Origin of the sequence: Roseovarius sp. E0-M6 (assembly GCF_037083845.1) — a bacterium.
Lineage (GTDB): Bacteria > Pseudomonadota > Alphaproteobacteria > Rhodobacterales > Rhodobacteraceae > Roseovarius.
In genome coordinates this window covers 161,376-186,142 of record NZ_JBAPLA010000003.1, presented here as the reverse complement: position 1 = coordinate 186,142, position 24,767 = coordinate 161,376, and the positions used below count along the sequence as shown (strand labels likewise).

Annotated in this window: 30 protein-coding genes and 2 pseudogenes; 10 read left to right on the top strand and 22 right to left on the bottom strand. The window is 60.7% G+C overall.

Features of this window, described 5'->3' with window-relative positions; genetic code table 11:
• Positions 1 to 182 precede the first annotated feature (182 nt).
• The 3 genes and pseudogenes from V8359_RS10735 to V8359_RS10725 all read right to left on the bottom strand — a co-directional run.
• Positions 183 to 1,139 (bottom strand): annotated as a pseudogene (locus tag V8359_RS10735) (recombinase family protein); the annotation flags it as partial.
• Positions 1,140 to 1,165: 26 nt separating this feature from the next.
• Entirely contained in the window at positions 1,166 to 1,513 is a 348-nt protein-coding gene (locus tag V8359_RS10730) for a hypothetical protein (protein ID WP_336428847.1), read from the bottom strand.
• Positions 1,514 to 1,631: 118 nt separating this feature from the next.
• Positions 1,632 to 2,228 carry a hypothetical protein gene (locus tag V8359_RS10725; RefSeq protein ID WP_336428846.1) on the bottom strand — a complete coding sequence of 199 codons (597 nt, stop codon included), beginning with the start codon at positions 2,226 to 2,228 and terminating at the stop codon, positions 1,632 to 1,634.
• Between the two features lie 135 nt (positions 2,229 to 2,363).
• Here V8359_RS10725 and V8359_RS10720 point away from each other — a divergent pair.
• Positions 2,364 to 2,999 (top strand): annotated as a pseudogene (locus tag V8359_RS10720) (DDE-type integrase/transposase/recombinase); the annotation flags it as partial.
• On the opposite strand, the gene V8359_RS10715 reads toward V8359_RS10720, so the two are convergent.
• Positions 2,978 to 3,301 (bottom strand): DUF262 domain-containing protein, encoded by a 324-nt coding sequence (locus V8359_RS10715; RefSeq protein ID WP_336428844.1) that lies wholly within the window; start codon positions 3,299 to 3,301, stop codon positions 2,978 to 2,980. The pseudogene V8359_RS10720 and the gene V8359_RS10715 overlap by 22 nt on opposite strands.
• Positions 3,302 to 3,719: 418 nt before the next feature.
• Here V8359_RS10715 and V8359_RS10710 point away from each other — a divergent pair, with 418 nt between their 5' ends.
• Together V8359_RS10710 and V8359_RS10705 are read left to right on the top strand one after the other, a co-directional pair.
• Positions 3,720 to 4,631, top strand: coding sequence for an ArdC family protein (locus tag V8359_RS10710; protein ID WP_336428842.1), 912 nt, complete (start codon positions 3,720 to 3,722; stop codon positions 4,629 to 4,631).
• 32 nt (positions 4,632 to 4,663) lie between these two features.
• Complete coding sequence (locus tag V8359_RS10705; RefSeq protein ID WP_336428840.1) at positions 4,664 to 4,924, top strand: hypothetical protein; 261 nt, start codon at positions 4,664 to 4,666, stop codon at positions 4,922 to 4,924.
• Positions 4,925 to 5,029: 105 nt separating this feature from the next.
• Here V8359_RS10705 and V8359_RS10700 read toward each other — a convergent pair whose 3' ends face one another.
• Both V8359_RS10700 and V8359_RS10695 read right to left on the bottom strand, forming a co-directional pair.
• On the bottom strand, positions 5,030 to 6,223 hold the full coding sequence (locus tag V8359_RS10700) for a Fic family protein (protein ID WP_336428838.1): 1,194 nt from the start codon (positions 6,221 to 6,223) through the stop codon (positions 5,030 to 5,032).
• Between the two features lie 184 nt (positions 6,224 to 6,407).
• The gene (locus tag V8359_RS10695; RefSeq protein WP_336428837.1) at positions 6,408 to 6,611 is read right to left on the bottom strand and encodes a hypothetical protein; all 204 of its coding nucleotides are present in this window, start codon (positions 6,609 to 6,611) and stop codon (positions 6,408 to 6,410) included.
• Between the two features lie 448 nt (positions 6,612 to 7,059).
• On the opposite strand from V8359_RS10695, the gene V8359_RS10690 reads away from it, so the two are divergent.
• On the top strand, positions 7,060 to 7,302 hold the full coding sequence (locus V8359_RS10690) for a hypothetical protein (RefSeq protein WP_336428835.1): 243 nt from the start codon (positions 7,060 to 7,062) through the stop codon (positions 7,300 to 7,302).
• 46 nt (positions 7,303 to 7,348) lie between these two features.
• Positions 7,349 to 7,531: a hypothetical protein gene (locus V8359_RS10685; protein ID WP_336428834.1), complete on the top strand. Its 183-nt coding sequence runs from the start codon at positions 7,349 to 7,351 to the stop codon at positions 7,529 to 7,531.
• Between the two features lie 46 nt (positions 7,532 to 7,577).
• On the opposite strand, the gene V8359_RS10680 is transcribed toward V8359_RS10685, so the two are convergent.
• From V8359_RS10680 to pyk, 7 genes are all read right to left on the bottom strand, one after another.
• Positions 7,578 to 7,844 carry a hypothetical protein gene (locus V8359_RS10680; protein ID WP_336428833.1) on the bottom strand — a complete coding sequence of 89 codons (267 nt, stop codon included), beginning with the start codon at positions 7,842 to 7,844 and terminating at the stop codon, positions 7,578 to 7,580.
• Between the two features lie 19 nt (positions 7,845 to 7,863).
• Positions 7,864 to 9,183: a relaxase/mobilization nuclease domain-containing protein gene (locus V8359_RS10675; protein ID WP_336428832.1), complete on the bottom strand. Its 1,320-nt coding sequence runs from the start codon at positions 9,181 to 9,183 to the stop codon at positions 7,864 to 7,866.
• Positions 9,180 to 9,641 carry a hypothetical protein gene (locus V8359_RS10670; protein ID WP_336428831.1) on the bottom strand — a complete coding sequence of 154 codons (462 nt, stop codon included), beginning with the start codon at positions 9,639 to 9,641 and terminating at the stop codon, positions 9,180 to 9,182. The genes V8359_RS10675 and V8359_RS10670 overlap by 4 nt, the downstream gene beginning before the upstream one ends.
• A gap of 228 nt (positions 9,642 to 9,869) precedes the next feature.
• Entirely contained in the window at positions 9,870 to 10,235 is a 366-nt protein-coding gene (rplT, locus tag V8359_RS10665; protein ID WP_336428829.1) for a 50S ribosomal protein L20, read from the bottom strand.
• Positions 10,236 to 10,249: 14 nt separating this feature from the next.
• Positions 10,250 to 10,450 (bottom strand): 50S ribosomal protein L35, encoded by a 201-nt coding sequence (rpmI, locus tag V8359_RS10660; RefSeq protein ID WP_336428827.1) that lies wholly within the window; start codon positions 10,448 to 10,450, stop codon positions 10,250 to 10,252.
• Positions 10,451 to 10,587: 137 nt separating this feature from the next.
• A complete protein-coding gene (locus V8359_RS10655; protein ID WP_336428825.1) occupies positions 10,588 to 10,815 on the bottom strand; it encodes a hypothetical protein in 228 nt (75 codons plus the stop codon).
• A gap of 150 nt (positions 10,816 to 10,965) precedes the next feature.
• Positions 10,966 to 12,411, bottom strand: coding sequence for a pyruvate kinase (gene pyk, locus V8359_RS10650; RefSeq protein ID WP_336428824.1), 1,446 nt, complete (start codon positions 12,409 to 12,411; stop codon positions 10,966 to 10,968).
• Positions 12,412 to 12,551: 140 nt separating this feature from the next.
• On the opposite strand from pyk, the gene V8359_RS10645 reads away from it, so the two are divergent.
• The 3 genes from V8359_RS10645 to V8359_RS10635 all read left to right on the top strand — a co-directional run bounded on the left by V8359_RS10645 (position 12,552) and on the right by V8359_RS10635 (position 14,044).
• Positions 12,552 to 13,292 carry an N-formylglutamate amidohydrolase gene (locus V8359_RS10645; RefSeq protein WP_336428823.1) on the top strand — a complete coding sequence of 247 codons (741 nt, stop codon included), beginning with the start codon at positions 12,552 to 12,554 and terminating at the stop codon, positions 13,290 to 13,292.
• A gap of 81 nt (positions 13,293 to 13,373) precedes the next feature.
• A complete protein-coding gene (locus V8359_RS10640; protein WP_336428822.1) occupies positions 13,374 to 13,715 on the top strand; it encodes a 5-carboxymethyl-2-hydroxymuconate Delta-isomerase in 342 nt (113 codons plus the stop codon).
• A gap of 26 nt (positions 13,716 to 13,741) precedes the next feature.
• Entirely contained in the window at positions 13,742 to 14,044 is a 303-nt protein-coding gene (locus tag V8359_RS10635) for a DUF1244 domain-containing protein (protein ID WP_336428820.1), read from the top strand.
• A gap of 26 nt (positions 14,045 to 14,070) precedes the next feature.
• On the opposite strand, the gene V8359_RS10630 is transcribed toward V8359_RS10635, so the two are convergent.
• Both V8359_RS10630 and V8359_RS10625 read right to left on the bottom strand, forming a co-directional pair.
• A complete protein-coding gene (locus tag V8359_RS10630; protein ID WP_336428819.1) occupies positions 14,071 to 14,679 on the bottom strand; it encodes a hypothetical protein in 609 nt (202 codons plus the stop codon).
• A 36-nt stretch (positions 14,680 to 14,715) separates the two neighbouring features.
• Complete coding sequence (locus V8359_RS10625) at positions 14,716 to 16,152, bottom strand: OmpA family protein (RefSeq protein ID WP_336428818.1); 1,437 nt, start codon at positions 16,150 to 16,152, stop codon at positions 14,716 to 14,718.
• 189 nt (positions 16,153 to 16,341) lie between these two features.
• Here V8359_RS10625 and V8359_RS10620 point away from each other — a divergent pair, with 189 nt between their 5' ends.
• Positions 16,342 to 16,503: a cytochrome oxidase subunit III gene (locus V8359_RS10620; RefSeq protein ID WP_336428817.1), complete on the top strand. Its 162-nt coding sequence runs from the start codon at positions 16,342 to 16,344 to the stop codon at positions 16,501 to 16,503.
• 52 nt (positions 16,504 to 16,555) lie between these two features.
• Here V8359_RS10620 and mscL read toward each other — a convergent pair whose 3' ends face one another.
• The 6 genes from mscL to petA all read right to left on the bottom strand — a co-directional run bounded on the left by mscL (position 16,556) and on the right by petA (position 22,913).
• The gene (gene mscL, locus V8359_RS10615) at positions 16,556 to 16,972 is read right to left on the bottom strand and encodes a large conductance mechanosensitive channel protein MscL (protein WP_336428816.1); all 417 of its coding nucleotides are present in this window, start codon (positions 16,970 to 16,972) and stop codon (positions 16,556 to 16,558) included.
• 157 nt (positions 16,973 to 17,129) lie between these two features.
• Complete coding sequence (locus V8359_RS10610; protein ID WP_336428815.1) at positions 17,130 to 17,576, bottom strand: YtoQ family protein; 447 nt, start codon at positions 17,574 to 17,576, stop codon at positions 17,130 to 17,132.
• 34 nt (positions 17,577 to 17,610) lie between these two features.
• Positions 17,611 to 20,010: a phenylalanine--tRNA ligase subunit beta gene (pheT, locus tag V8359_RS10605; RefSeq protein WP_336428814.1), complete on the bottom strand. Its 2,400-nt coding sequence runs from the start codon at positions 20,008 to 20,010 to the stop codon at positions 17,611 to 17,613.
• Between the two features lie 154 nt (positions 20,011 to 20,164).
• Positions 20,165 to 20,959, bottom strand: a complete 795-nt coding sequence (locus V8359_RS10600) for a cytochrome c1 (RefSeq protein WP_336428813.1) — start codon at positions 20,957 to 20,959, stop codon at positions 20,165 to 20,167.
• A 16-nt stretch (positions 20,960 to 20,975) separates the two neighbouring features.
• Entirely contained in the window at positions 20,976 to 22,322 is a 1,347-nt protein-coding gene (petB, locus tag V8359_RS10595; protein ID WP_336428812.1) for a cytochrome b, read from the bottom strand.
• A gap of 12 nt (positions 22,323 to 22,334) precedes the next feature.
• Positions 22,335 to 22,913, bottom strand: a complete 579-nt coding sequence (gene petA / locus V8359_RS10590; RefSeq protein WP_336428810.1) for a ubiquinol-cytochrome c reductase iron-sulfur subunit — start codon at positions 22,911 to 22,913, stop codon at positions 22,335 to 22,337.
• 217 nt (positions 22,914 to 23,130) lie between these two features.
• On the opposite strand from petA, the gene V8359_RS10585 reads away from it, so the two are divergent.
• The gene (locus V8359_RS10585) at positions 23,131 to 23,817 is read left to right on the top strand and encodes an outer membrane protein (protein WP_336428809.1); all 687 of its coding nucleotides are present in this window, start codon (positions 23,131 to 23,133) and stop codon (positions 23,815 to 23,817) included.
• A gap of 63 nt (positions 23,818 to 23,880) precedes the next feature.
• Here V8359_RS10585 and V8359_RS10580 read toward each other — a convergent pair whose 3' ends face one another.
• Complete coding sequence (locus V8359_RS10580) at positions 23,881 to 24,483, bottom strand: glutathione S-transferase (protein ID WP_336428808.1); 603 nt, start codon at positions 24,481 to 24,483, stop codon at positions 23,881 to 23,883.
• Positions 24,484 to 24,767 lie beyond the last annotated feature (284 nt).

Sequence of the window (24,767 nt, the reverse complement as noted above, 5' to 3'; positions counted from 1 at the left end):
CATTGCTTCTCCAGCGCCCTCTTGGTGCTTTCAGCCTCGGTCATGCGCATGTTCCAGGCATCCTTGAACATCGCCCTCGCGAGCTCGAAAAGTTCGCGGCTCGGCTGTAGATTTCTCAGAATCTCGGCGAACCCGTCCTCGATCTTGGCGCGCGCGATGGATTTCCGCTTCGACGGGCAGCCGCGCGTGTCGCAGAGATAATAGGGGTAGTGACGGCGGCAGCCCTTCGACCAGGCAGCCGTCATCGGCATGCCGCAGTCATCGCACGCCACGAAGCCGCGCAGCGGGAAATCAGCGTTGATATCCTTGCGGGCCGCTGGCCGTGCGCCTTCCTTGAGGTTTTCCTGTATGCGCTCGAACGTGTCCCAACTGATAAGCGGCTCATGATGCCCCTTGCGCAGGCCCACGTTCCATTTGGGAACCTCGATATAGCCCGCATACGTCGAACGGGTGAGTATTTTTGTGATCTTCCAGAAGCGGATTTCACCGTTTGGTAAATCCTTGGGGAACTCAGGCTTTGCCTCCAAAAAACGCTTTACCTCGGCTTGCGAATTAAAGCGTCCGTTGGCAAATCCCTCCAGCGCTTCCTGAACGATAGAGGCAAGCGGCTCGTCCCGCACAAGCAGTTTGCCGTGTGTGCGGTCCGATGCGTACCGATACCCCACAGGGGCATGAAAGACCCAATAGCCTTTCTCCACGCGCGCCAGCATTTTCTGAATCACCTGCCGCCGGTTCTGCTCGCGCTCAAGCTCGCCTTGCGCGGCAAAGATTGTCTCGACGAATTTGCCTTCCGGCGTATCGTCGAGCTTGAAATTCAGGCATTCGATCTTTGCGCCGCGTGTAAGAAACTCGCGGCGCAGCTTGATGTGAAACTCCGTATCTCGCGCGAAGCGCTTGAGGTCATCGAATATGACCACGTATTTCTTGTCCGGCTGCGCATCGAGAAAACTCAGCAGCGCGACCATGCCTGGCCGCTTGATGAAATCGCCGCCGCCGGAGGCATCGTCGGGGAACACGGCTTCGACATCGTAGCCTTGCGCCGCCGCGTACTGGCGGCAGCGGTGCTCCTGACTGTCGAGCCCGCCGCCTTCGGTTTTCTGCCGCGTGCTGGACACGCGGCAGTAGATGACGGCGCGCATATCCTCTTTATGATTGTTTTTATGAGTCATTTAGCCTCCGGCTTGCCTGGCGGATCAGGCTTCTCAAAGGGTTTATCTGTGTTGTGATCCTCCGATATTACCTTATCGAAGGCCCGAGCGGGAGACGGACTTTCCGCCTCGTCATCTTTTCCACAGGCTTCTTGCAGCGGGTGGACGCCGTAGCCGAGCTCGACGAACGTCATCACGATGCTCCAAACGGCTTGTAGAACCTCTTCCTTCTGTTCCGGCGTCAGGTCTGACCCGTCCAGATATGCCTGATATCTGGCGACATCGACGGTAAGCGTCGGGCGCGCCGAAGCCGAAAAGGCTTCGAATATTGTTGAGGTGTTGTTGGCACCGGTATCGTATTTCATCGGTCTCTCCGATCTAAGTTCTTCATTCCAACACCTCTTTTTATTTTACCCGATTTTTCGGGATTTCCGCAAAAAGAGGCGGGTTATTTCCTTGCTGCAAAGCCGCATTGAGCGCGACCTAGCCCGTTTCTCTCCGTCTGAGTCCGCGCCAGTCCGCCTCGCTCTGAATTGATCCGCGCGCGTAGAGCGCGCGTTCAATGCTGCGCTTGATCAGCGTGGGCCGCGTCAGATCGCCGTAGACACTGGCAACACGGAGCAGACCGCCTTCGTGCTGGATCATCACATCATGGCCCCTGCGGTGATTGGGCAGGATCAGCACGTCTTCGACGGCAGATCGCGCCACAAACTTCGAGCGAAAGACGCTGTGCCGGACGCTGACCTCATCATCGTCTTCGTCGATGATGATCGTGACGTGCTCGCGATTGACCAGCCATGTGAACAGATCGAACAGGCCGAGTTCCAGGACGAGGATCGCACCGCCGATCCAGTAGAGCGCGAACAACCAGCCACGCAGGTTTTCGAGCGGCACGTTCGTCACATCGGCACGTGCGACTGCCGCCAGCGCGTCGAAGGCGTTCGAGAGCGCCATCACGACAAAGGCCGCTTGCGCCAGAAGGAAGTTTTCATCCGGTTCGGCGGCGCGCTCCGGCGCGTAATGCGTGATCAGCGTGACCGCAGCCAGAAAGACGGCAATCAGCCAGATAGAAATTCGCATCTCGTATCCGCTCGATGGCAGCCGGTGCGCCGCTTTGATGCGCGCGCTGTTCCCGCGTGTCTGGAGGCACGGCTCGCCATCGATCCAGTGTTTTTTGAGTTCGAGAATGTTCATCGGTTCTTCCTCTTCGTCTTATCCTTACAGGACCTGAAGCCGAAGGCGCCGAAGCCGACACACAAGGCCTTCAAGGCCTACGAGCCCGGCTACATCCACATCGACGTGAAATACCTGCCGCAGATGGCCGACGAGGAGCGGCGTCGCTACCTCTTCGTGGCGATCGATCGCGCCACCCGCTGGGTTTTCGTCCGGATCTACCCGGCGAAGACGGCGGCCAACGCGCGGCGCTTTCTGCGGGACCTCGAGCGCGCCGCGCCGATGAAGATCACCCGTGTTCTCACGGACAATGGCAAGGAGTTCACCGACCGGCTGTTCGGCCTGCGCAAGCGTGCTGCCACCGGCAATCACGACTTCGACCGCCTCTGCGCCGATCTCGGGATCGAGCACCGCCTCGCGCCGCCGATGCGGCCGCAGACGAACGGCATGGTCGAGCGCTTCAACGGCCGGATCGAGAATGTCCTGCAAAGCCACCGCTTCCGATCAGGCGAGGATCTCGAACAGACGATCCTGCGCTACGTCCGCCTCTACAACGGCCAGCTCCCGCAATCCGTGCTGAAAGGCCGAACGCCCATCGACGCCCTTAAGGACTGGCATCGGCAGAAACCAGGGCTCTTCAAGAAACGACCATACAATCACGCGGGATGTGACACGTAGTCTCTGGCCGCAGCGAGATAGAGCTGAAAAGTGGTTAGCCTTTGCTGGCCATCAACAACCTGAAAAGATGTCACCTGGCGTGAAGAGGCAGAGCCACGCGCTTCTAGTACAACCGCGCCCATAAAGTGTGAAAAGCGACGCTCCCGACCGTTAAGGCGCTCAATGGCTTTTGTGCGCACATCATTCCAAAATGGCTCCCACTGCTTATCCCGCGTCCAAACGTAGTGGCGCTGATAAATCGGCACGCAAAATCGCTGGCGGTTTTCAAGAAGTTGTCTGACGGTAACGGGGCCTGCTTTCACGATAATACCTTTCTGCTCTACCGCTTCATGATACCTACGGTATATGATTTTTCAATGATAACGGAGATTTATGCCCATCTTCGTGGCGCACCCCGTCGGGTCGGGCTGTCGTGAACCGAGCCCGCCTGTGGCGGTCTCGGCCATTCGGCTTCCATCCCTTGCGCTGATCTGATGCCAGCCCTGGCGGGCTGACTTTCCTCTTTTGTTTGGGGCCTGCGGCCCCGTCCTCCGTCAAGACCAAGCCCTTCGCATTTGCTGCGGGCGCAGTCAGCGGTCTCCCCATCCTTCCGCGCTTCGCTTGTGCAGGACGGGTGATCCCCCACCGCTGTCTGCGGTCTGGACGGTCTCCCCCCGCTCATTGGCGCGGGCCTAGTCCGGTTGCATGTGCAACCGGCTTAGGAAAAAGGAGGAAAAGCCAATGAAACAGGACATTTACCAGAAAGTTACAGACAAGATCATTGCCGATCTGGAGCAAGGCGAGCTGACATGGCACAAGCCATGGTCAGCCGGAAACATGGACGGGCGGATCATCAAGCCGCTGCGCCATAACGGCATGCCCTATAACGGAATCAACGTCCTGATGCTCTGGGGCGCGGCCATGGAAGGCGGCTATCTGTCGCCGTTCTGGATGACCTACCGCCAAGCCAAGGAACTGGGCGCGCATGTGCGCAAGGGCGAGCGCGGCAATCTGGTCGTTTATGCCAACACCATCACCAAGACCGAAGAGCAGGACGACGGCAGCGAGGAAGAGCGCAAAATCCCCTTCATGAAGGGCTACAGCGTCTTTAACGTCGAGCAGATCGAAGGGCTGCCCGAGCACTTCTACACCAAGCCCGAGCCTGTCATCGATCCCGCGCAGCGGATCGACCATGCCGAGGAATTCTTTGCCGCCACGGGCGCGGATATCCGCAGCGGCGGGAACAGGGCTTATTATAACGGCGGGACAGATCATGTGCAGATGCCGCATTTCGAGAGCTTCCGCAGCCCTGAAGCCTACTATGCGACCTTGGCGCACGAGCTGACCCACTGGACGAAGCACGAAAGCCGCCTTGATCGTGAATTCGGGCGCAAGCGGTGGGGCGATGAAGGCTACGCCCGCGAAGAGCTGGTCGCCGAGCTGGGCGCAGCGTTCCTTTGTGCCGATCTGAGCCTGACGCCGGAGCCTGGCACCGATCATGCCGCCTATATCCAGAGCTGGCTCAAGGTGCTGCGCGATGACAAGCGGGCGATTTTCAGCGCCGCCGCCCATGCGCAGCGTGCAGCGGATTTCCTGCACGGCTTGCAGCCGGTCATCGAGGAACCCGAGCAGCAGGAAGGAGTCGCCGCGTAAGCGGCGGCTCTGCCCGCAAGGAGGGCTGACCCATGGAAAAGCACAACATCACATGGCGCGGAATCGATATCGAGATCACCTTCACGCCGGAAAAATTCGGCATGAGCGATCATGTCGAGCTGCGCAGCGTAGGCCGCCTGCCGCTTCCCGTCACCGAAACCGGCTACCGATCGAATTTTCTGCCCTGCGGCCATGTCGCCGACTACGGCGGCGCGGTGGCCTTTGTCACGGCATGGCTCGACCACGAGGCCGCGCAAACCGGCTGGAACGGCGCGCAGCTATCGCTGTTCTAGCGGTGGAAAAATTTCGCGGCTGGCCGCGAGGCCAGCCGCGAACTGCCTATCTATTGATAGGCAAATTTGGCATTTCCGCATATCAGATGATGAACAGGCAGGTGCTCACTGTTCGGGGAATAAGCCAGGCATCCAGCGCCCCGCAAGCGTTGCCGGAAATGCCAGAACCAAGGGCGCGCGCGAGCTTTCCGATGTCAGCGCGCCCGCTTCGATCAGCGCCGAGGTTACGCGCCGCGCCGTTCGGTCGCTCGCGCCCAGAATGTCGGCCACCGCGCCGCGCGGGAGCTCGCCTTCATAAAGGATCGCGCGCAAAACCGCGTCGGATTTCGGGGGGAGCCGCCCGCCACGGATTTCTTCTTCCGCCCAAATCATGATCCGGTCACGCAGTCGGTCCGGCTTCATCAGACCTTCCATGAATTCAACCTGATCGATGCAGGTTTGCAGGAAGAATTTGGCGAAGGATGCGAGCGCCGCTTCGCTGAGCGTGCCGCGCCCGTCACGGTCGCCGCGCCTTGGCTCGTCGCAGGCCTGCAAGTGCTTCTTGTAGGCCGCTTCATTGCGGGCAAGGCCGCGCGCGACCGACCAGAGCCCGCCGGTGTTCAGAGAATCGCGCAGCATGGCATAGGACATGAGGCGCGCGACGCGCCCGTTGCCATCCAGAAACGGGTGAACCCACAACAGCCGGTGATGCGCGCACGCCGATGCGAGGATCGCCTCGATTCGGCCCGCTTTGCGGTAGGCTTGATCAAGACGGTCAAGGAAGCGCGGAACCGCGCCTGGACTGATCGCGACGTGGCGGCCTACCACCACATCCCGTTTCCTGAGTTCGCCTGCCACAACGCGGATGCGTTCGCCGGTACTCGGCATTTCTACATAGAGCAGGTCTTCGGGCAGCAATTCACAGAACCGCCGGTGAATCTCGCTGATCATCGCCGGTGATGTTGGCGGCTCCGTCAGTCCGCCGTCATCGATCCATTTCTGGACGGCAATATGCGCCTTGGCTTCGAGTTGGAGGTCGCGCTTTTCGGGATCGGCGCTGTAATCGTCATGCAGGGCGCGCTCGATATCGACAGGGTGCGTGTTGTGGCCTTCGATCAGATTGCTGTAATAGCAATTCATGGATCGGATGAGCGTGGCCAGCGCCGCTGCAACCTGATCGGGCAGGCTGCTGCGGAAGGCAGCGGCGCGCGCGGCCAAATCGAGAGCAAGATCATTGAGTTCGCCCCTGTGCGGAGAGCCTTCGCTGACCATCAGCGGCTCGAACAAGCCTATCGTCTCTTTATCATCCCGTAGCGTCATGTATCCTCGATTTTGGCCGCTTTCATGGCAGCTTCCACGGTTCATGTTTCTCAATCATAGCATGCGTTTAGATTGCATGTCAGCAAGTTTATGGCCGTCATAATGGCCGGTTCTGTGGCCGGTTTCTTGGCCACTTTGAACGCCCGCCAGAGCGCAGCCCGCCGCTGGCGGGCTGCGCGGCACGTCAGGGCTTGCAGCGCGACCGCGCCGCCGGTCTGGCCTGATGGCCCATGGCGCGTTCGATATTTTCGAGTGTCGCCAGGATGTTGCGGCGGTCCGGCGTATCCGGTTCGGTTTCGATCAGCAGCATCGAAAAAAGTTGATGCAGTTCGCCGAGTTCCTGAGCGGTCAAGCCGTGCAGCTCTTGCATGGTGAGAAGCGTGATCATGTGATCCTCCTTTTCCTCTTCGAGACCCGGCCTATCCAGGTCTTTTCGGGATCAGGACGACGCAGGGAGCGGCCCGCGCGGACACCGCCAAACATCGTTGGAGGGCGCAACGCAGTGGAGCAGGCTTATAGCCTTGGCCGCCGAGTGTGGCCCTTTCTGCCAGAACTGAATTCTCGGAAGCACCGCAGGACGGTCGCCAGAGGAAAGAGGGAGCACCTTGATCGCTTGGGTCTCAGCTCATGTGATGCCCGTGCGATGAACGCTCTTTGGATCGCGGTCGGCTCGTTTTTGGGAACGCCTGACTTCCTGACCGCACGCGGCCCGCCATCAATATCCTGCCCGCACCACTCCGGCAGAGCCGGACCGTGTTGGAAATGACGCCGTGCCTTCTTCGTCCGGTCTTGCGGAATGGCGTAACGAGCCAACCACAAACCAAAGGAGAACCATCATGGCACGCACACAGAAAAAATCTGAAACCCCGCAGTACAACGCGCCGAACTTTCTGGCCTGGCACGTCATCGACAAGGGCGAGAAATCGTACTGGAACAAGGTCGGAGCGGCCTGGCGGCACAAAGACGACAAGGGCTACACCCTCCAGCTCGAAACGGTGCCGATCAATGGCCGCATAGTCCTGCGCCAGCCCCTCGACGGGCCGGATCACCAGAACAAAGAGGAAAACGGGCGCGCATGAGCGCGCCCCGCTTCTCACTCAAATCATGCAAGGAAAGGAAAAGGCCATGCCACGCTACATCATCTCACGCGGCGAATATATCGTGCACAACATCATCATCGAGGCCGACGACGAGGACGCCGCCATCCAGATCGCAAAAGAGACATCGATCCATGACGAACGCTGGCGCGACTGCGGCCCCCTCGGTCATGACGTCCTGTACCAGTGCGAGGGCGCGGCAACCGTTTGATGCCGCCAACCCATCCTGAACGCCGCCCTTCATCGAGGGCGGCGTTTCAGTTCAAATTTTCGGGAAATACGCATTGCAAGCGGTCGAGTGATGGATCATCGACGACGATGACTTTGATCGCCCCGCACATGTCCTGATTTTCATACATGTACATGAAGTCCTGCGCGTCGTAGTGCTCGCTTTCACTTGCCTCATCGGCAAGCCGTATGTCCTCTTCGGCCATATCGCACACATCTTTCGGATACGCGTAAACAGCCTCGTACAGCGTCAGGACACGGCGCGGCACGAAGACAATGCAGATGAACTCATCCATTGTTTTTCCTTTCTTTTCTCTATCGTTCAAATCCGCGATCCCGCCCTCGGTCGCGGCGACGCTGCCGCTTGCGGTCTTCGCGTTCGGGATCGGGATCGGGCTCGCGCCGTTGCGGCTCGCGCTCCGGCAGGGCCATATCCTGATAGCGGACGACATCCTCGCGCAGCAGGAGCAGATCGGCCTGCTGCCGTTCGCGCTGTTCCCGAATCCGCTCTTGCAGCGCGCGGCGCTCGTCGAGCTGGCTGGCGATCAGGCTGTCACGTTCGGCGCGGTCGCGCACGAGCGCGGCCCAGGCTTCGCGCTCATTGCGCTCCTTGATCTTGCTGTACTTGCCGGTCAGACGCTGCCAGAGGCCGGAAATCCCGCGCGGCAGCCGTGCCGCCCGCGCATTGGTTTCGGCGATCCAGCGCTTTTCCTGCGCGTCTTTCTGCGCTTGCCGCGCCTGTCGGTGCCGATTGGCCAGTTCGGAGCGTTCGGCTTCCAGCGCCTTGCGGCCCTGTCCGGCTTCCAGTTCCGCTTGCCGGATGAAACCCTTGATCCGTTCCGACATGCGGGCTGCGACATAGGTGCGGACTTCATCGACCGAAGGAAAGGCTTCGGGATCGCCGAGACGTGCTGCCACATCCTTCGTCTTCACGCCCGCTCGCCGCGCGACCGCGTAGACTTCACCGCGATAATCGACAGCGACAAAGCCACGCCGATCACCGCGCGCGAGCATGAAGCCGCGTTCCTTGAGCGCTTGGGCAAAAGCTGTGCCGGAATCCGAGCGGTTCCAGCTTTCCTGAAACAGTGCCTTTATGTGTTTGGGATCGAGCCCAACGCGCCGCGCTTGCTGCCATTCCTCGCGCGTGTAGCCAAGCGGATCGCGCTCCTGCCAGTCACGCAGGCCCTTCGGCATTTCCCAGCCATGGCTGCGGAACAGATCGCGCGACACGTCCCGCAGGCGCATCTTGTAGTGCGGCAGGTTGATCGCCCGCATCCGGTCGGCATCAATGCGCGACCAGACAACATGCGCGTGCCGCCGCCCGTCTTTCTCATGGAAGACAATGGCGCGGGGTTGGCCGTTGAGCCCGAGTTTGCGCTCGACCTCATCGGCGGCACTCTCGAAATCGGAGGTTGTGACGGTTTCGCCGCCAGGTGGGTTCAGGCTGGTCGAGAACAGATAGTTCTCGCAGCGCGTGCCTTTGGCGATGGCATCGACTTCGCGGAAGGCGGACAGCAGGTCATCGCCGACGAAGCCGCGAACCTCGTGCAACTCAACATGATCGTTGTCCCGCATCGAAAGCAGGTAACGGGCGAGCTGCGCCCCGCCGCCGCGTTCTTTGGCCTTGAGGATCATGGTCTCAGCTCCGGTCCAGCTTTGGAGGCTGATCCCGTCTCGTGCAGGCCGAGCGCGATCAGCAGATCGCGCCGCATCGCCTGCACATCCTTGCATGCCTGCCGCAGATCGGTTTCGGTCTCCGGCGTGACGGGCAGCGAGCCTGTGTTCACCGCCTTGGCGAGCTGATTGAGGTTATTCGAAAGCCGCGACTGGCCAAGCGCCGCCAGAACCCGTCCAAGCGCGGCATAATCCTTGACCGGAAAATGCCCGCGCGTCTGACGCGGCGCAGCATCGTCGCCGAACAGGCGGTCACGAATATACGCCCCGAGCGCCATGCCGGAGGCATCCTGCTCAAGCCGCGCCCGCTCATCGAAGCTCAGGCGCAGCGAAAACGGCGTCGGTTTTTTGGTATCCGGTTTTTCAGCAGGAGGGGCGTATCCCTCTAAGTTATTGAATTTATGTGTCAGTTTCGTCATGGTCGCGCTCCAGACCGTCAAGGTCTAAATACGCGAGATGGCGTTCCCACTCTTGCAGTGTCTCGAAAAGAGAGTTCAAGTTCTCTCTTTCAAGCAGCACCATTTCCCACCACGCCCGAGAGTTTCGCCCCGCACCGGCGCATGCGTCACACCGCGCTCTTGGCTCTCGCACGAAAAAGGCCCGGACGGCGAACCGACCGGACCTTTCAAAACTTACTGCGCTGGCTCTCAGGCCGGAAGCGCCGATTTCGCCTGATCGACGATCGCGCCGAACGCTGCGGGCTCGTGCACGGCAAGATCGGCCAGAACCTTGCGGTCCACTTCGATCCCGGCGAGCGACAGGCCGTTAATGAACCGCGAATAGGTCAGCGATTCGTCGTGGCTGCGCACTGCGGCATTGATCCGCTGAATCCACAGCGCGCGGAAATTGCGCTTGCGATTCTTGCGGTCGCGCGTGGCGTATTGGTTCGCCTTGTCGACGGCTTGGGTCGCCACCTTGAAGGTGTTCTTGCGACGGCCATAGTAGCCTTTGGCGGCCTTGACGATCTTCTTGTGACGGGCGTGGGTGACTGTTCCGCTTTTGACTCGAGACATCTCTTACATCCTCCTCAGCGCGAATAGGGCATCATAGGCTTAATGATCTGCTCATCAGCCTTGGACAGGATGGTCGTGCCGCGGGCGTCACGAATGAACTTGTTGCTGCGTTTGATCATGCCGTGGCGCTTGCCCGCCTGTCCGGCCTTGATCCGGCCCGAGGCCGTCACCTTGAACCGCTTCTTGCAGCTCGACTTTGTCTTCATCTTGGGCATTTCCGGCTCCTTCATCTGGTCGGTCGTATTGCGCACGACTCGGCATGCCACATTGGCCGGCCGCGCGGATGAGAGCCGCCGTATAGGCGCAGGCGGGGTCCGGTGCAAGGGAAAACCGCCGGTGCCCGCCCCTTGGCTCAGTTCACGAACATCGCCACGACCCGCACGATGGCGTTGGGGATTTCGGCAAGGTCAAAGCCACCCGGTTTCTGGCTAAAGGCCCAAACGACAAGGCTCCCGCCCGCGATCATCACCACGGCGGCGACCCGGGGCGCACGCCCTTCGGAAAAGGCGGAAAAGATCGCGGGAATGGACAGAACCAAAAGCACCAGCCCGGTCACGATGGCGATATCCGTATTCAGCATGCGGTCCCCTTCGCATTGGCTAACACGTTTCGCTAAAAACCTGTGTCACAGATTTTCACGAAACGCAGCGCGACATTCAGGCGTTGCTCAGGTTTCGCCTTTCGCTGATGCCTCAGGTTAAAGACGAAACGCTTTGGTGGTAGCGCCTATTTAACCCGGGTCTGTGGAATATATCAAACTTTCCTGACACGGGGCGACGCGCAGGATATTCGTCGTGCCCGGAACGTTGAACGGCACGCCCGCCGTTACCACGATCTGATCAAGCGCGCTGGCATAACCCTGACTGCGCGCGGCGCGGGCGGCATGCACCACCGCCATCTTGAAGCGCGTCAGCTCCTCGGTCATCACACAGTTCACACCCCAGCTCAGCGCGAGTTGCCGTGCCGTGCCCCGCAGCGATGTCATCGCGATAATCGGCACACGCGGTCGCTCACGCGCGGTCAACAAAGCGGTCGTCCCGCTTTGCGTGAAACAACAGATCGCCTTGATATCCGTGGTTTCCGCAATCTCACGCGCGGCGGCGACAATCCCGTCGGCCACCGTGTTGCGCTGTGCGCGGCGGCTGGCTTCGATAATTTGGGTATAGGTCGGATCGTTCTCGACCTCGCGGGCCACGTTGTCCATCGTGGTCACCGCTTCGATGGGGTAATCGCCTGCCGCGGATTCCGCCGAAAGCATGATCGCGTCGGCACCTTCGTAGATCGCGGTTGCCACGTCGCTGACCTCGGCCCGGGTCGGCATCGGACTTTCGATCATGGACTCGAGCATCTGCGTGGCCACGATCACCGGCTTGGCCGCCGCCCGGCAGTTCCGCACAAGGCGTTTCTGGATCGGCGGGACATTCTGAACCGGAAGCTCGACACCCAGATCGCCGCGCGCGACCATGATTCCGTCCGACGCCGCGAGAATGCCGGAGAATCGCGACACGGCCGAAGGTTTCTCGATCTTCGACAGGATCGCGGCCCGCCCCGCGGCAAGTTCGCGGGCCTCGATCACATCCTCGGGCCGCTGCACAAAGCTCAGCGCGAGCCAGTCGATCCCCAATTGGCACACGAACTCAAGATCCTTGCGATCCTTCTCCGATAGCGCCGCAAGCGGAAGTTCGACATCGGGAACGTTCACGCCCTTGCGGTTGGAGATCGTGCCGCCGGTCACGACGTCGCATTCGGCGAAATCCTCACCGCAATCGCGCACCTTGAGACGAATCTTCCCGTCATTGACCAAAAGCCCCGCACCCGGCTCAAGCGCCTGAAAAATCTCGGGGTGCGGCAGACAGACCCGCTCGGAGTTTCCCTCGGCAGGATCAAGATCCATGCGGAAGGTCGCGCCGGCCTCAAGCTCTTCCTCGCCATTCGCAAACACGCCCACCCGAAGCTTCGGACCCTGCAAATCGGCAAGGATCGCGATCGGGCTTTCCAGATCGCGTTCAACCTGACGGATGATGCGATGTTTCTCGCGGATACCGTCGTGGTCGCCGTGGCTCATGTTAAGGCGAAACACATCCGCGCCGGCCTCGTGCAGGGCGCGGATCATGTCGTAGGTTTCGGATGCCGGGCCTAACGTTGCCACGATCTTGACGTTGCGATGTCGTCTCATACGCGCCTTTCCCTTTTTCATCCGTGATAGCGTTAACGCTAACGAAATGCGAGTCCCTCTTGCGCCCCTCGGCTACGGGGGGACCATTTGTTGCGCTTCTGTCTCGCACACAATAGATCAGGGTCAAGGACGAGAATTTCATGACCTACCAACCCTATCATATCGACGGGTCGGACCGGCCGTCGCGCTGGCTCGTGACCTGTGACCATGCGACAAACGCGGTTCCGTCTTTTGTCAACGGTGGCGATCTTGGCCTCGCCGCCGAGGACATGGCGCGCCATATAGCTTATGACGTGGGCGCGCTCGGACTGGCCCGCGCGCTTGGCAAGGCACTAGATGGGCCTGTCATATCCGCGGATTTCTCACGTCTCGTCATTGACCCGAACCGGGGGGAAGACGATCCCACCCTTGTGATGAAGCTCTATGACGGCACGGTCATTCCGGCAAACAGGCATCTCGACACCACAGACCGCGACATGCGGCTCAATACGCTTTACCGGCCTTACCATTCGGCGCTGGCCCGTCTTGCGGCCCGGCGCGCGGATACGATCATCCTCTCGGTTCACAGTTTCACACGGCAATTCCGCGGTCGCCCTGAACGCCCGTGGCATGTGGGCGTGCTCTATGCGACGGACACACGCCTTGCCCGGCCCCTTCTGGTGCGGCTGAGGCAAGAGAGCGATCTTTGTGTCGGCGACAATGAGCCCTACACCGGGCACCTTCCCGGCGACGCCATCGCGCGTCATGCCCTCGCCTATCAGCGCCCCAACACCTTGATCGAGGTGCGCAACGATCTGATCTCGAACGACAGCGATCAGATCGCTTGGGCCCGACGGCTTGCGCCCCTGCTTGAAGAGGCCGCACAGGCCGCCGGGGTGTAGCAGACAGCCGTTCCACCAGATTGCGATTGCACCTCCGGTGCCGATACGGTGCTATTGCTCCAGAAATCAGGAAGCCAAGCCATGCCGCATATCGTCATCGAACATTCCGCCGGGCTGAACCAAAGCCACGATCTGCAAGGGCTCTGCGACAGGCTTTGGCAGGCCTTTGCCGACCACCCTTCGGTCAGCGGACCGGACACCGTGCGTGTCCGCACCATCACCGCGACCGCGTCTCGTATCGGGGTCGAGCCGCAAAGCTTTGCTCACGCCACGCTCTTGCTGCTGCCCGGACGGGACGACGCCACACGAGAGGAGCTTGCACAGATGATCCTCGACACTCTCTTGCACCATCTCCCGGATGTCGGAAGCCTGACGGTTCGCCTCACGGACTTGAACCAACCCTACCTCAAGCGCATGTTGTAACCAGCAAGACAAAGGAGCAGCCGGACATGGATGAACAGACCCGCATGGAACTCGAAGCGGCGGCCTTTCGCCGCCTGCGTCAGCACCTGATGGAAGACCGGACGGATGTGCAGAACATCGACATGATGAACCTCACCGGGTTCTGCCGCAATTGCCTGAGTCGCTGGTATCAGGAGGCGGCGAACGCCCGCGGCATCGACATGGACAAGATGGAAGCGCGCGAAATTTTCTATGGCATGAGCATGGATGAGTGGAAATCGACCTATCAGACCGAGGCCACTCCGGACCAACAGGCCGCTTTTGCCGAAAGCCATAAGGCCCACGAGTAAGATCTCACTCCAAGCCTGACGCGGCGTCAGTAAATGTCACCTTCGTCGACCCGCTTGGAGAAGTCTGTTTCACCGCCCTCGGCCAGATGCCGTGCCTGCGCGACCCAGTCGTCGCGTGTGACACGCCCCTTGAACCCTACGAGGTTGGCATCAACCCAAGCGATCTCGTCGTCACTCCAGCCCGCGATCTGATCGAAATGATAAAAGCCGAGCCGGTGGCACAACGCCTCGAGCTTGGGGCCGATACCACGGATTTTCTTGAGATCATCGGGCCCCTCTTCGCGCGGCGCGCTAAGGGTTTCGGGCTTGGTGCCCTCTGTCGCCCCGCCCGCCTCTTGGTCGGTGGTGTCGTCGAATTCGATCTCCTCGCCTTCGACCAGAGCGGCGGCGGCGGACATGATCTTTGTGGTGCTGCTCTGAAGCTTGCGCTCCAGTTCATCAATCTTACGGTCCTTCTCGCGGTTGGAGACGCGGCACGCCTCAAGATCGCCACTCAGCCGCGCCACAGCGCCCTGCCCGTGATCATCCGGTTTGCGCCGGCCCCAGATGATCCATCCGGCCAACAGACCGATAAGGGCGGCAAGGATCAAAAGCGCCATCATCTCGCTGATCAGGAAACCCCATTCCTTGAACATTGTCCGTTCCTTTCCTGCGCGGTTTGCGCGACTTGGTTATTGCGACCACTCGATTGTTGTGCGCCGGTTCGCGGCGCGGCCAGCCTCGATCTCGTTATCCGCGATGGGCCGAGACGCCCCGTAGCCTTCGGCACTGAGCGCGGTACGTGGCACACCGCGCGCCACCAGCTCGTCGCGCACGGCCTCGGCCCGCTCGAGGCTCAGAAGCATGTTGCGGCCGTCATCGCCGGTATTGTCGGTATGTCCACCCAGCAACGCCCTCAACCCCGCCTTTTGCGTGCAGGTGCGAATTACCGCCGCCATCGCGTTGATCGCCCGCATGGATTTCGGCCCAAGCCGCGCCGATCCGGTCAGAAAATTGATCCGGTTCGCCCCAAGCACATCGCCCGCCTGTTTGTCACAAGTGGCGATCGTGGCCTCGAACCGGAGATCGGGAAGCCAGTAGCCCGCGACGAATATCTCCTCCAGCCCGGTCGCGGCATTGGTGCGGCGCGCACCTTCGGGCACCTCCCGTCCACTGGTCCGGAGTGTCAGGCTGTGTATATCGAGATCGCCAAGCGCCTCGGCGATCAGCGGTTCATCGGTCCCCGGTAGCAATTCGACCACAAGAGACAATCCATTTTCACCGTTCTTCAGCTCCATGCGGTCCATCTCGGGCAGCCAACCTTTGAGGCGGGTCAAAACACCTTCAAGTTCGGGATTGGCGACCGCCGATTGCTCCGTGTCCGCCGTAGCGGCAGGAACACCCAGAAACGCCACGATTCGATCCGCGCCCATGCCCTTCGGCAACCGCCCTCCAAGCGCAAGCCCCTCGCCTGCGTCATAGGTGACCTCGAAGGGAAGCGTTCCGTCGTCTGAAACGTCGATATCCGCGCTCACCGTCGCACCGTCCGGCACCCCGGCCAGAAGCGCCTCGGCGCGCATGCGGTCATCGGGGGTTTCGGCGGTGCCGCGCAGGGCAAGCCGCGCGTCCTCGACCTCAAGCACGCCACCGTTCAAAACGGCAAGAGCCTCGACCCCGGTGAGAACCGTATCGGTCCAGCCCAACGGCGCCCCGCTGGCGAGGGGCATCTCTCCGGCGTCAATCTCGATCGCGTCGGCAAGGCGCGCGCGCGCCTGCGCCGAAGGTGCATACCCTTCTGCCACAAAGCCGCCTGCTCCCTTGGTGATCCTAAGGTTGAACGGTGCCACTCTCGGCAACACGATCAGGCCATCCACGACGACGCGTCGCCCCTCGACCTTGTCAAGCACGTCCAGAATCCGGCTCCGCGCGGCGTCGTCATCGACATAGCCCGAAATACGTATGTCGCGGCCCGTGACACGGGTGGCCAAGGGATGCACCGCAGACACAGCCGCCGCACTTGATGCCTCGCGAATGCTTTCTTCTATCCGAACGGCATGGGTCTGACTGCCCCAATATCCCAGAGCGGTAATCCCCGCGACCAAAACCCCGATGCCCAAATACTCCGACATAGCTCTGTGCGCCCCCATCTCATCCCCGAAAAACCGGGGCTGTTATGCTGTTACAGTAAACCCGATGAACCCCGCCACGAAAAGCCCCAACGCCAAATGCCCACACCTGCGCCTTGGGTCACGGCTGGATCAGTCATTGTCATTCGCGTATGACGTTGCAAACGCACGCGAACATCTGGAACTCCAAGAATGAGCGACCATCACATCAACCTAATCGGCTGGATACTCTTCATCGTGTCGGCCATCGGCTTCATCATCGCAAGCTGGGGCCATTTCTGGGCCACCTTCGGAAGCGTTTTCTTCCTGATCGCCTGCCTTGTCTTCCTGATCCCGTTTTTTCGCCCACGCTAAGGCGCCCCCCGGAAGATCCGCCGATGACGGGCCCTCCGGGGCGCATCAAAGCTCACTTTTTGAGCGAGTCGCGAATTTCCATCAGAATTTCAAGCTCGGTCGGCCCTGTCTCCGCCACCGGCTCGGGATCCTGCGCTTCCTTGCGCTTGAGATTGTTCACCGCCTTGACCAACAGGAAGACGACAAAGGCGATGATCAGAAAGTTGAGTATGGCCATGATAAACCGGCCTATCGCAAACACAGCCGCGCCTGCCTCCTCGGCCTCGGCAAGTGTCGCAAACTCTCCATCCCCGAGAACGACAAACAATTCCGTAAAATCGACGCCTCCCGCGAAAAGCCCGACAATCGGATTGATGAGATCCGCAACAAGCGAGCTGACGATCGCGGTAAAGGCCGCGCCAATGATGATACCCACCGCCATGTCCATGACATTGCCCTTGGCGATGAAATCCTTGAATTCCTGAATCATGTGTCTTTTCCTGTCCCTGAAAACGGGCTGATCGCGCCCACGCGCGACCGTATCACAGAAAAAGGCATGCCAGCCCGCTTTTGGCGGGGGAAAAACATGGGATGCTTCCCATGCCCCCAATGTCATGATTTATCAGTGCGCGGGCGAGGCGCCTGCCTCAGCCCGGCAGACTACCGTCCAGAACATAGCGCAGGATTTGCACCACCTGTTCGGGGCTGCGCGTCACCGCAAGCGCGGCGGCATCCACCTCCTTGAGCGCGTGATCATGCTCAGGCGGCTGCAGGATGATCAGGCTTTTGCCAAGCGCGCTTGCATAGCCGGCGTCAAACGCCGCGTTCCACTGCTTGTACTTGTCGCCAAACCGCACGACCACCACATCCGCATCGGCAATCCCCTTGCGAGTGCGGATCGCATTGACCATCGCTCCCTTGTGGTCATGCCAATACTTGTCGTCTTCGGAGCCAAGAATGGTCACGCCGCAATCGTCGCTCGCGCCGTGATCGGTCACGGGCGCGGCAAAGGTGATATCAAGTTCCTTGGCTCCGTCCCGTATCTGATCCCGCCAATCTGTGTGGATTTCGCCCGACAGATATACATTCAGCATCTGATTACCTTTCTTTTGCGTTCCGGCCCCGGCCTTAGCCGCGTAGCGTGCCGCCCGTGGCCTTGGTCACTTTCTCGACGATCTTGGCGCTTGCGGCCTCGATATCGGCATCGGTGAGCGTCTTCTCGGTGGGCTGCATGCGCACGGTGATGGCAAGACTTTTCTTGCCTTCTCCAAGGCTGCCACCGATGAACTCGTCAAAGACGCGAACCTCGTCGATCAACGCCTTGTCGGCCCCGGATGCCGCGTTGACCAGAGTCAGCGCCTCGATCTCCGCATCCACGACAAAGGCGAAGTCACGCTCGACCGCCTGCAAATCGCGCAACGTAAGCGCACCACGGCTCGCCGAAGCCTTTCGGGGTAGCGGAATTTCCGCAGGCCAGAGGGTGAAGCCCATCACCGGCCCTTTCACCTCCATCGCGTTGAGAATCTTCGGATGCAACTCACCGAAAACGCCCAGAACCTTCTTGGGGCCAAGGCATATCTTGCCGTGACGTCCGGGATGCCACCAGTCATCGGCACCGCGCAATATCTGAACCTTGGCCGGTGCGCCCATCGCCTCCAGGATCGCCTCGGCATCCGCCTTGGCGTCATAGACATCAACAGAACGCGAGCTTCCATGCGAGTCCTTGGGGCCGGTGCGCCCCACAAGGATACCGCTGATCTGCAAATGCTGTTCTCCCGGCTCACCGCCCTCGAATGCGTGACCCACCTCGAAAAGCGCCATATCCATATGCCCACGCGCCTGATTGCGCGCCGCGGCCTGCAACAGACCGGGAAGAAGCGCCGGACGCATGTGGCTCATGTCGGCGCTGATCGGGTTTGCCAGCATTGTCGCATCGTCCCCCCCGCCGAACATCCGCGCCGATGCGCGATCAATAAAGCTGTAGGTGACGCATTCATTATATCCAAGCGCCGCAGTCAACCGGCGCGCCGCCTGTTCGCGGCGCTGCATGGGTGACAGGATCGGCTTTGGCAGGCCGGCATCCATACGCGCCATCGGCCTGCCTTCGAGCTTGGTCAGCGACGCCACGCGCGCCACCTCCTCGACAAGGTCGGCCTCGCCCTGAACATCGGGGCGCCAAGTTGGCACATGGGCCATGTTCCCCTCAAGCCGGAAACCAAGCGCAGTCAGGGTTTGCCGTTGTTCCGCCTCGGGGATATCCATCCCAACGAGCGACCGAACCCGCGCCGGATCAAGCTTGTAGGCACGGCTTGTATCAGGCACCTTGCCGGCCACGACAATCTCCGAAGGCTCGCCGCCGCAAAGCTCCATGATCATCCGGGTGGCAAGCTGCAAAGCCTCCATGTTGAAGGCCGGATCAATACCGCGCTCATTGCGATACCGCGCGTCCGAGTTGATCTTGAGCGCGCGTCCGGTCGCGGCGATTTGAACACGGTCCCATACCGCGGCTTCAAGAAACACATTCGTCGTGTCTTCGGTGCATCCGGTGGCAAGCCCACCCATGATGCCGCCGACGCTCTCGACTCCCGCATCGTCCGAAATCACGACCTGACCCGCGCCGATCTTGTAGTCCTTCTCATCCAGACCGACAAAGGCCTCACCGCCCTCTGCCCGATGAATGCGAAGATCACCCGTCACCTTGTCCGCATCGAACACATGCAGCGGGCGGTTGCGATCGAAGGTGAAAAAGTTAGTCACGTCCACCAGCGCCGAAATCGGGCGTAGTCCGATCGCCCGCAACCGCCGCTGAAGCCAATCGGGGCTTGGGCCGTTCTTCACATTCCTGATCACACGGCCCGCGAACACCTCACAGCCTTCGGCGCGCGTGTCCTCGTCGATGCTGACCTTGATGGGGCTGGGAAACTCACCCTCGACATGGGCATCGGGCGCGGGCTTCATCCGGCCCAGCCCACGCGCCGCCAGATCAAGCGCGACCCCCCGAACGCCGCATGCATCGGGGCGGTTCGGTGTGATTGCAATGTCGATCACCGGGTCAACCTTGTCGGGGTCATGCGCCGACAGCCAATCGACAAAACGCTCACCCACCTCGCCCGAAGGCAGTTCGATGATGCCATCATGCTCTTCGCTCAACTCCATCTCGCGCTCCGAGCACATCATGCCGTGGCTTTCGATACCGCGGATCTTGCCCACGCCGATGGTCGTGTCGATGCCGGGCACATAAACGCCGGGCTTGGCGATCACGACGGTGATCCCCTCGCGCGCATTGGGCGCACCGCAAATGATCTGGGTTGTGCCCTCGTCGGTCGCGACCTGACACACCCTGAGCCGGTCAGCGTCGGGGTGTTTTTCGGCGCGTGTCACCTTGCCGATGGTAAAGTCCTTCAGCCGCTCGGCCGGGTTGATCACCTCCTCGACCTCAAGGCCAAGATCGGTAAGCGCATAGGCGATCTCGTCGACGCTGGCGTCGGTTTCCAGATGTTCCTTGAGCCAGGACAGGGTGAATTTCATATCTTGTCTTCCACAACTGCGTTCGGGGGTCCCACGCCGTTTACCGGATTAGGCGCAGGGGGGAAAGACCGCATCCGGCCCGGTGGCGCGATGCAATGAAAAACCCCCGCCTGATCGCTCGGGCGGGGGTCAATGCATCATGGTCAAGGAGCCCTCAGGACTCCTTTTTGACCTTCTTCTTGATCGGGGCCCAAAGCCGCTTGTTGGTGAGGTAAAGCAGCACCGACAACACGATCAGCAGAATCACACCGGTAAGCCCGGCTTGCTTGCGTGCCATCATCTTCGGCTCCGCGGTCCACATCAGGAAGGCGGCGACATCCTCGGACATGTGATGGACCGAATTGTCGTGCCCGTCATCAAACTCGACAAGCCCATCCTCGAGCGGCGGGGCCATGGCAATCCAGCCGCCGGGAAACGCGGTGTTCTCATACAGGATCACGCCGGCCTCTTCCTTGGTCTCGCCGGTATATCCGGTGAGCAGCGACACGATATATTCCGGCCCGCCCATTCCCTTGAAGAGCTGCGCCATGCCCGTGCCGTAAGGTCCGTGGAACCCCGCGCGGGCCTTGGCCATCAGGCTAAGGTCCGGCGCATTTTCAAGGTTCGAGCCCGGAAACCGGTCGGCTGGTTTCGTTGCACGATAATCGTCAATCTCGGGGTCGAAAATCTCGAAGTTCTGCGCATAGGCCCGCACCTGATCGGGTGAAAAGCCCGGCCCACCCTCATCCGCGAGGGTGCGGATCGGCACATACTGCAGGCCGTGGCAGGCGGCACAGACCTCGGTATAGACCTTGAGGCCGCGCTGAAGCTGGTTCTGGTCGAATTTGCCGAATGGCCCCTCGAACGAGAAGTCCACGTCATGGACGTGCCCTTCGGCTCCGGCGGCCAGTGCAGCGCCGGTCGACAGGGTCAGGGCCGACAGGGCGGCAATGCCAAGTGTCTTCAACATTGTTCCTGATCCTTTCTTATTCTGCGGGGTTGGTGACGACGGTGTGCGTGCCACCGGTCTTGGCGTCGTAATGGGCCTTGAAGTCTTCCTCGATGGTCTCGGGCTGTGCCAGAGGTTTCTCGATGACGCCAAGAAGCGGCAGGATGACCAGGAAATACGCGAACCAGTAGGTCGCCCCGATCAACGAGATCGTGGAATATGGAGGCTCGGCCGGCATTGCGCCCGCCCACATCAGAACGATGAAATCCACCACCAGAAGCCAGAACCACCACTTGAACATCGGACGGTAGCGACCCGACCGCACACTCGACGTATCAAGCCAGGGTGCCAGCGCCATCACGATGATCGCACCGAACATGGCCAGCACGCCAAAGAACTTGGCGTCGATGATGCCACCGGTGATCCAGCCCGCGAACATCACCACCCACACGTCCGATGTGAAGGCGCGAAGGATCGCGTAGAAGGGCAGGAAATACCATTCCGGCACGATATGCGCAGGTGTCGAGAGCGGGTTGGCCTCGATGTAGTTGTCCGGATGGCCAAGATAGTTCGGCATAAAGCCCACGATGGCAAAGAACACCACCAGAATGACCCCCAGCGCGAACAGATCCTTCATCACGAAATAGGGCCAGAACGGCAAGGTATCTTTCTCGGCCTCGGCTTTCGATCCGCGCCGCACCTCAACACCCGTGGGGTTGTTGTTGCCCGTGGTATGGAAGGCCCAGATATGGACGGCCACCAATGCCGCGATCACGAAGGGCAGCAGGTAATGCAGCGAGAAGAAGCGGTTCAGCGTGGCGTTGTCCACCGCCGGACCCCCCAGAAGCCAGGTCTGGATCGGCTCGCCGATAAGGGGAATCGCACCGAAAAGACCGGTGATCACCGTGGCGCCCCAGAACGACATCTGACCCCAAGGAAGAACGTAACCCATGAAGGCCGTGCCCATCATCATCAGATAGATCAGCATGCCGATGATCCACGTAATCTCGCGCGGGGCCTTGTACGAGCCGTAATAGAGACCACGGAAGATATGCAGATAGACGGCAAAGAAGAAGAGCGACGCGCCGTTCATGTGCAGGTAGCGGATGAAGTGACCGCCATTTACGTTGCGCATGATGTGCTCGATCGAGGCGAACGCCATATCGACATGCGGCGTGTAGTGCATCACCAGAACGATGCCCGTAATAATCTGCAACACAAGGCAGAAGGTCAGGACGATCCCCCAGATCCACATCCAGTTGAGGTTCTTGGGCGTCGGGATCATCAAGGTGTCGTAAAGCAGCCCCATGATCGGCAGGCGCTTGTAGAGCCACTTCTCGCCGCGGCTGTTCGGTTCGTAATGATCGTGCGGAATTCCGGCCATCTGCGCGCTCCCTTATCCGAGTTTGATCGTTGTTGCGTCGACGAATTCCGCGACGGGAACCGGAAGGTTCGTCGGCGCAGGGCCTTTGCGTATGCGTCCTGCCGTATCATAGTGCGACCCATGGCACGGGCAAAACCAGCCGCCGAAATCCCCGGCATCGCCAAGCGGCACACAACCAAGGTGGGTGCAAACCCCCATCATCACGAGCCATTCGCTCGTGGCGCCCTCGGTTTCCGGCGGCAGCAGGCTGCGATTGGCGTCGGTGGCCGGCGCACCGGCGGAAATATTCTCGTTGCGGGCCTCCGGATCGGGAAGTGAAGACACATCCACCGACATGGCCTCTTCGATCTCGGCTTGGGTGCGGCGACGGATGAACACAGGCTTACCCAACCATTTCACGGTAAGTTGCGTGCCTTCCGAGATACCGCCCACATCCACGCGAATCGAGCTGAGGGCCTGAACGTCCGCCGATGGATTCATCTGGTTGACCAGCGGCCATACGGCGGCGCCCGTGGCCACAACGCCAGCGCCTGCGGTTGCGTAATAGAGGAAGTCCCTCCGGGTGCCTTCGTGATCGTCTGCGTGGGACACGAGGTTTACTCCATTATTATGGCCTCTTGGGGCCTCAAACATCCACGGGTCGCGGAATCCCGCGACCTTTGGGCCCCGTGTTTAGCGGCGCTTTTGTGGCCCGTCCAGTGCGCAATGACGCGGAATTGAAGGGGGCGCGCATCTGTCGCGCTTGTGAGGCCGTGGCGCGCGGTGTAAGCAGGCCACAAGGCACGAGTTACTGTAAAGGCACAATTCCATGTTCAAATCCCTCAAGGTCGCCATCGCCGCGCTCTTCGTCATGGCAACCCCCGCCGCCGCCGAGTTTGAACTCAGCTTCTATATGGGCTTGCAGGGCGTTCAGGACAGCACCGGGTCCGGCACGCTCCCCGGAGGTGCGCCCTTCAGCCGCAATATCGACTGGGAAGGCAATTCTCTCGACACCCCGTTCTATTATGGTGGCCGCGTAACATGGTGGACCCAGAACAACATCGGGTTCGGGATCGAAGGCACCCACGCCAAGGCCTACGCCTCGAACGCGGATCTCGCGGCGCTCGGGCTATCGCGGTTCGAGCTGTCGGACGGGCACAACATCATCACCGCAAACATCATGAAACGGTTTCCCGACGCGTTCGCCAATTCCCGCTTCACGCCTTATGTGGGCGCGGGCCTCGGGATCGCCATCCCGCATGTGGACGCTCAGGTGATAGGCGCCACCAATCGCACGTTCGACTATGAGACCACCGGCTTCGCGGCGCGCGGCATCGCGGGCATGAAATACGCCCTCAACGACAAGTGGTCGCTTTTCGGCGAATATCAGGCAACATGGTCTGACAATGACATCACGATCGACGCCGATCCGGCCGTCCCCGGTCAGACCGCGGGCAAACTCGACACCACATTGGTAACCCACGCCGTGAATATCGGGATCAGCTACAGCTTCTGAACCGAAGCCTGCCCCCCGGCATCGCGAACGCCCGGCCCCAAAGCCGGGCGTTTTTCTTTGGCATCACTCCGGCACTGTTGCGGCCATGCTCTCGCGTGCGGCAAAGGTCTCGTGCCACTCGGCAAGCGCGCGGTGCCCCGCCCTCCAGTCACGATCGCCAAGACGGAAGTCGAGATAGCTCAGCGCACAGCCCACAGCGATCTGCCCCATATCGAGCGGCCCCGAGAGGTGGCTCATCCAGCGCGCCTCGATCGCGTCGAGCGCACGGGCGGCCTTGGCCCATTGCGCCTCGATCCAGTCGTCCGATACCTTTTCGACCGGCCGCACCCGATGCTCGTAAACCATGAGAAGCGCCGCCTCCATCACCGCATCCGCCGTCGCCTCGAGCGTCAGAACCTCCCAAAGCCGCGCTGAGGGATAAAGCCCGGCCCCGGCCATATCGTCAAGATAGCGCGTGATCACCCGGCTGTCATAAAGTGCCGGCCCCTCATTGCGCAGCAGCGCCGGTAGCTTACCCAGCGGATTGGCCGACGCGACCTGCGGGTCGGTGGCGAACGGGGTCGTGGTCACGGATACGACCTCGACCTGATCGGCGAGACCCGCTTCCAACAACAGAACACGCACTTTACGCGCAAAAGGCGAGGCATCCGCCGAAATCAGTTTCATGAGGTTTGTTCCTTCCGGGTTCACAGTCAAAAACACCAAAGCGTTTCGAGAAGAACCTGAAACACAGATTTCCCCCACCGCATTGGTGTTCACCCCCTAACATATGACACCCGATTCAAGCACGCCATCGCACAATGATCCAACATGCCCGGCCGAAGCGATCATGCGGCGGGTTTGATTCAACTTGCCGGGTCCTTCGGGTCAGGACACCCAATAACACGGCCTAACCCCAGACATGCTTTGCGCCGCGCCGGGGCTGCCGGGTCCGGTGGTCCGGTACCTTC

What these genes read in the sequence shown, in the direction of transcription:
- V8359_RS10645 (WP_336428823.1), top strand. Translation starts at nt 12,552, where the DNA reads ATGACCTACCAACCCTATCATATCGACGGGTCGGACCGGCCGTCGCGC.
- rpmI (WP_336428827.1), bottom strand. Translation starts at nt 10,450, where the DNA reads ATGCCCAAGATGAAGACAAAGTCGAGCTGCAAGAAGCGGTTCAAGGTG.
- V8359_RS10670 (WP_336428831.1), bottom strand. Translation starts at nt 9,641, where the DNA reads ATGACGAAACTGACACATAAATTCAATAACTTAGAGGGATACGCCCCT.
- V8359_RS10580 (WP_336428808.1), bottom strand. Translation starts at nt 24,483, where the DNA reads ATGAAACTGATTTCGGCGGATGCCTCGCCTTTTGCGCGTAAAGTGCGT.
- V8359_RS10680 (WP_336428833.1), bottom strand. Translation starts at nt 7,844, where the DNA reads ATGGATGAGTTCATCTGCATTGTCTTCGTGCCGCGCCGTGTCCTGACG.
- V8359_RS10705 (WP_336428840.1), top strand. Translation starts at nt 4,664, where the DNA reads ATGGAAAAGCACAACATCACATGGCGCGGAATCGATATCGAGATCACC.
- V8359_RS10640 (WP_336428822.1), top strand. Translation starts at nt 13,374, where the DNA reads ATGCCGCATATCGTCATCGAACATTCCGCCGGGCTGAACCAAAGCCAC.
- V8359_RS10685 (WP_336428834.1), top strand. Translation starts at nt 7,349, where the DNA reads ATGCCACGCTACATCATCTCACGCGGCGAATATATCGTGCACAACATC.
- mscL (WP_336428816.1), bottom strand. Translation starts at nt 16,972, where the DNA reads ATGATTCAGGAATTCAAGGATTTCATCGCCAAGGGCAATGTCATGGAC.
- V8359_RS10710 (WP_336428842.1), top strand. Translation starts at nt 3,720, where the DNA reads ATGAAACAGGACATTTACCAGAAAGTTACAGACAAGATCATTGCCGAT.
- V8359_RS10625 (WP_336428818.1), bottom strand. Translation starts at nt 16,152, where the DNA reads ATGTCGGAGTATTTGGGCATCGGGGTTTTGGTCGCGGGGATTACCGCT.
- V8359_RS10620 (WP_336428817.1), top strand. Translation starts at nt 16,342, where the DNA reads ATGAGCGACCATCACATCAACCTAATCGGCTGGATACTCTTCATCGTG.
- V8359_RS10610 (WP_336428815.1), bottom strand. Translation starts at nt 17,576, where the DNA reads ATGCTGAATGTATATCTGTCGGGCGAAATCCACACAGATTGGCGGGAT.
- V8359_RS10585 (WP_336428809.1), top strand. Translation starts at nt 23,131, where the DNA reads ATGTTCAAATCCCTCAAGGTCGCCATCGCCGCGCTCTTCGTCATGGCA.
- V8359_RS10635 (WP_336428820.1), top strand. Translation starts at nt 13,742, where the DNA reads ATGGATGAACAGACCCGCATGGAACTCGAAGCGGCGGCCTTTCGCCGC.
- V8359_RS10725 (WP_336428846.1), bottom strand. Translation starts at nt 2,228, where the DNA reads ATGCGAATTTCTATCTGGCTGATTGCCGTCTTTCTGGCTGCGGTCACG.
- V8359_RS10675 (WP_336428832.1), bottom strand. Translation starts at nt 9,183, where the DNA reads ATGATCCTCAAGGCCAAAGAACGCGGCGGCGGGGCGCAGCTCGCCCGT.
- V8359_RS10630 (WP_336428819.1), bottom strand. Translation starts at nt 14,679, where the DNA reads ATGTTCAAGGAATGGGGTTTCCTGATCAGCGAGATGATGGCGCTTTTG.
- V8359_RS10700 (WP_336428838.1), bottom strand. Translation starts at nt 6,223, where the DNA reads ATGACGCTACGGGATGATAAAGAGACGATAGGCTTGTTCGAGCCGCTG.
- petB (WP_336428812.1), bottom strand. Translation starts at nt 22,322, where the DNA reads ATGGCCGGAATTCCGCACGATCATTACGAACCGAACAGCCGCGGCGAG.
- pyk (WP_336428824.1), bottom strand. Translation starts at nt 12,411, where the DNA reads ATGAGACGACATCGCAACGTCAAGATCGTGGCAACGTTAGGCCCGGCA.
- V8359_RS10730 (WP_336428847.1), bottom strand. Translation starts at nt 1,513, where the DNA reads ATGAAATACGATACCGGTGCCAACAACACCTCAACAATATTCGAAGCC.
- V8359_RS10690 (WP_336428835.1), top strand. Translation starts at nt 7,060, where the DNA reads ATGGCACGCACACAGAAAAAATCTGAAACCCCGCAGTACAACGCGCCG.
- V8359_RS10695 (WP_336428837.1), bottom strand. Translation starts at nt 6,611, where the DNA reads ATGATCACGCTTCTCACCATGCAAGAGCTGCACGGCTTGACCGCTCAG.
- rplT (WP_336428829.1), bottom strand. Translation starts at nt 10,235, where the DNA reads ATGTCTCGAGTCAAAAGCGGAACAGTCACCCACGCCCGTCACAAGAAG.
- V8359_RS10600 (WP_336428813.1), bottom strand. Translation starts at nt 20,959, where the DNA reads ATGTTGAAGACACTTGGCATTGCCGCCCTGTCGGCCCTGACCCTGTCG.
- pheT (WP_336428814.1), bottom strand. Translation starts at nt 20,010, where the DNA reads ATGAAATTCACCCTGTCCTGGCTCAAGGAACATCTGGAAACCGACGCC.
- V8359_RS10655 (WP_336428825.1), bottom strand. Translation starts at nt 10,815, where the DNA reads ATGCTGAATACGGATATCGCCATCGTGACCGGGCTGGTGCTTTTGGTT.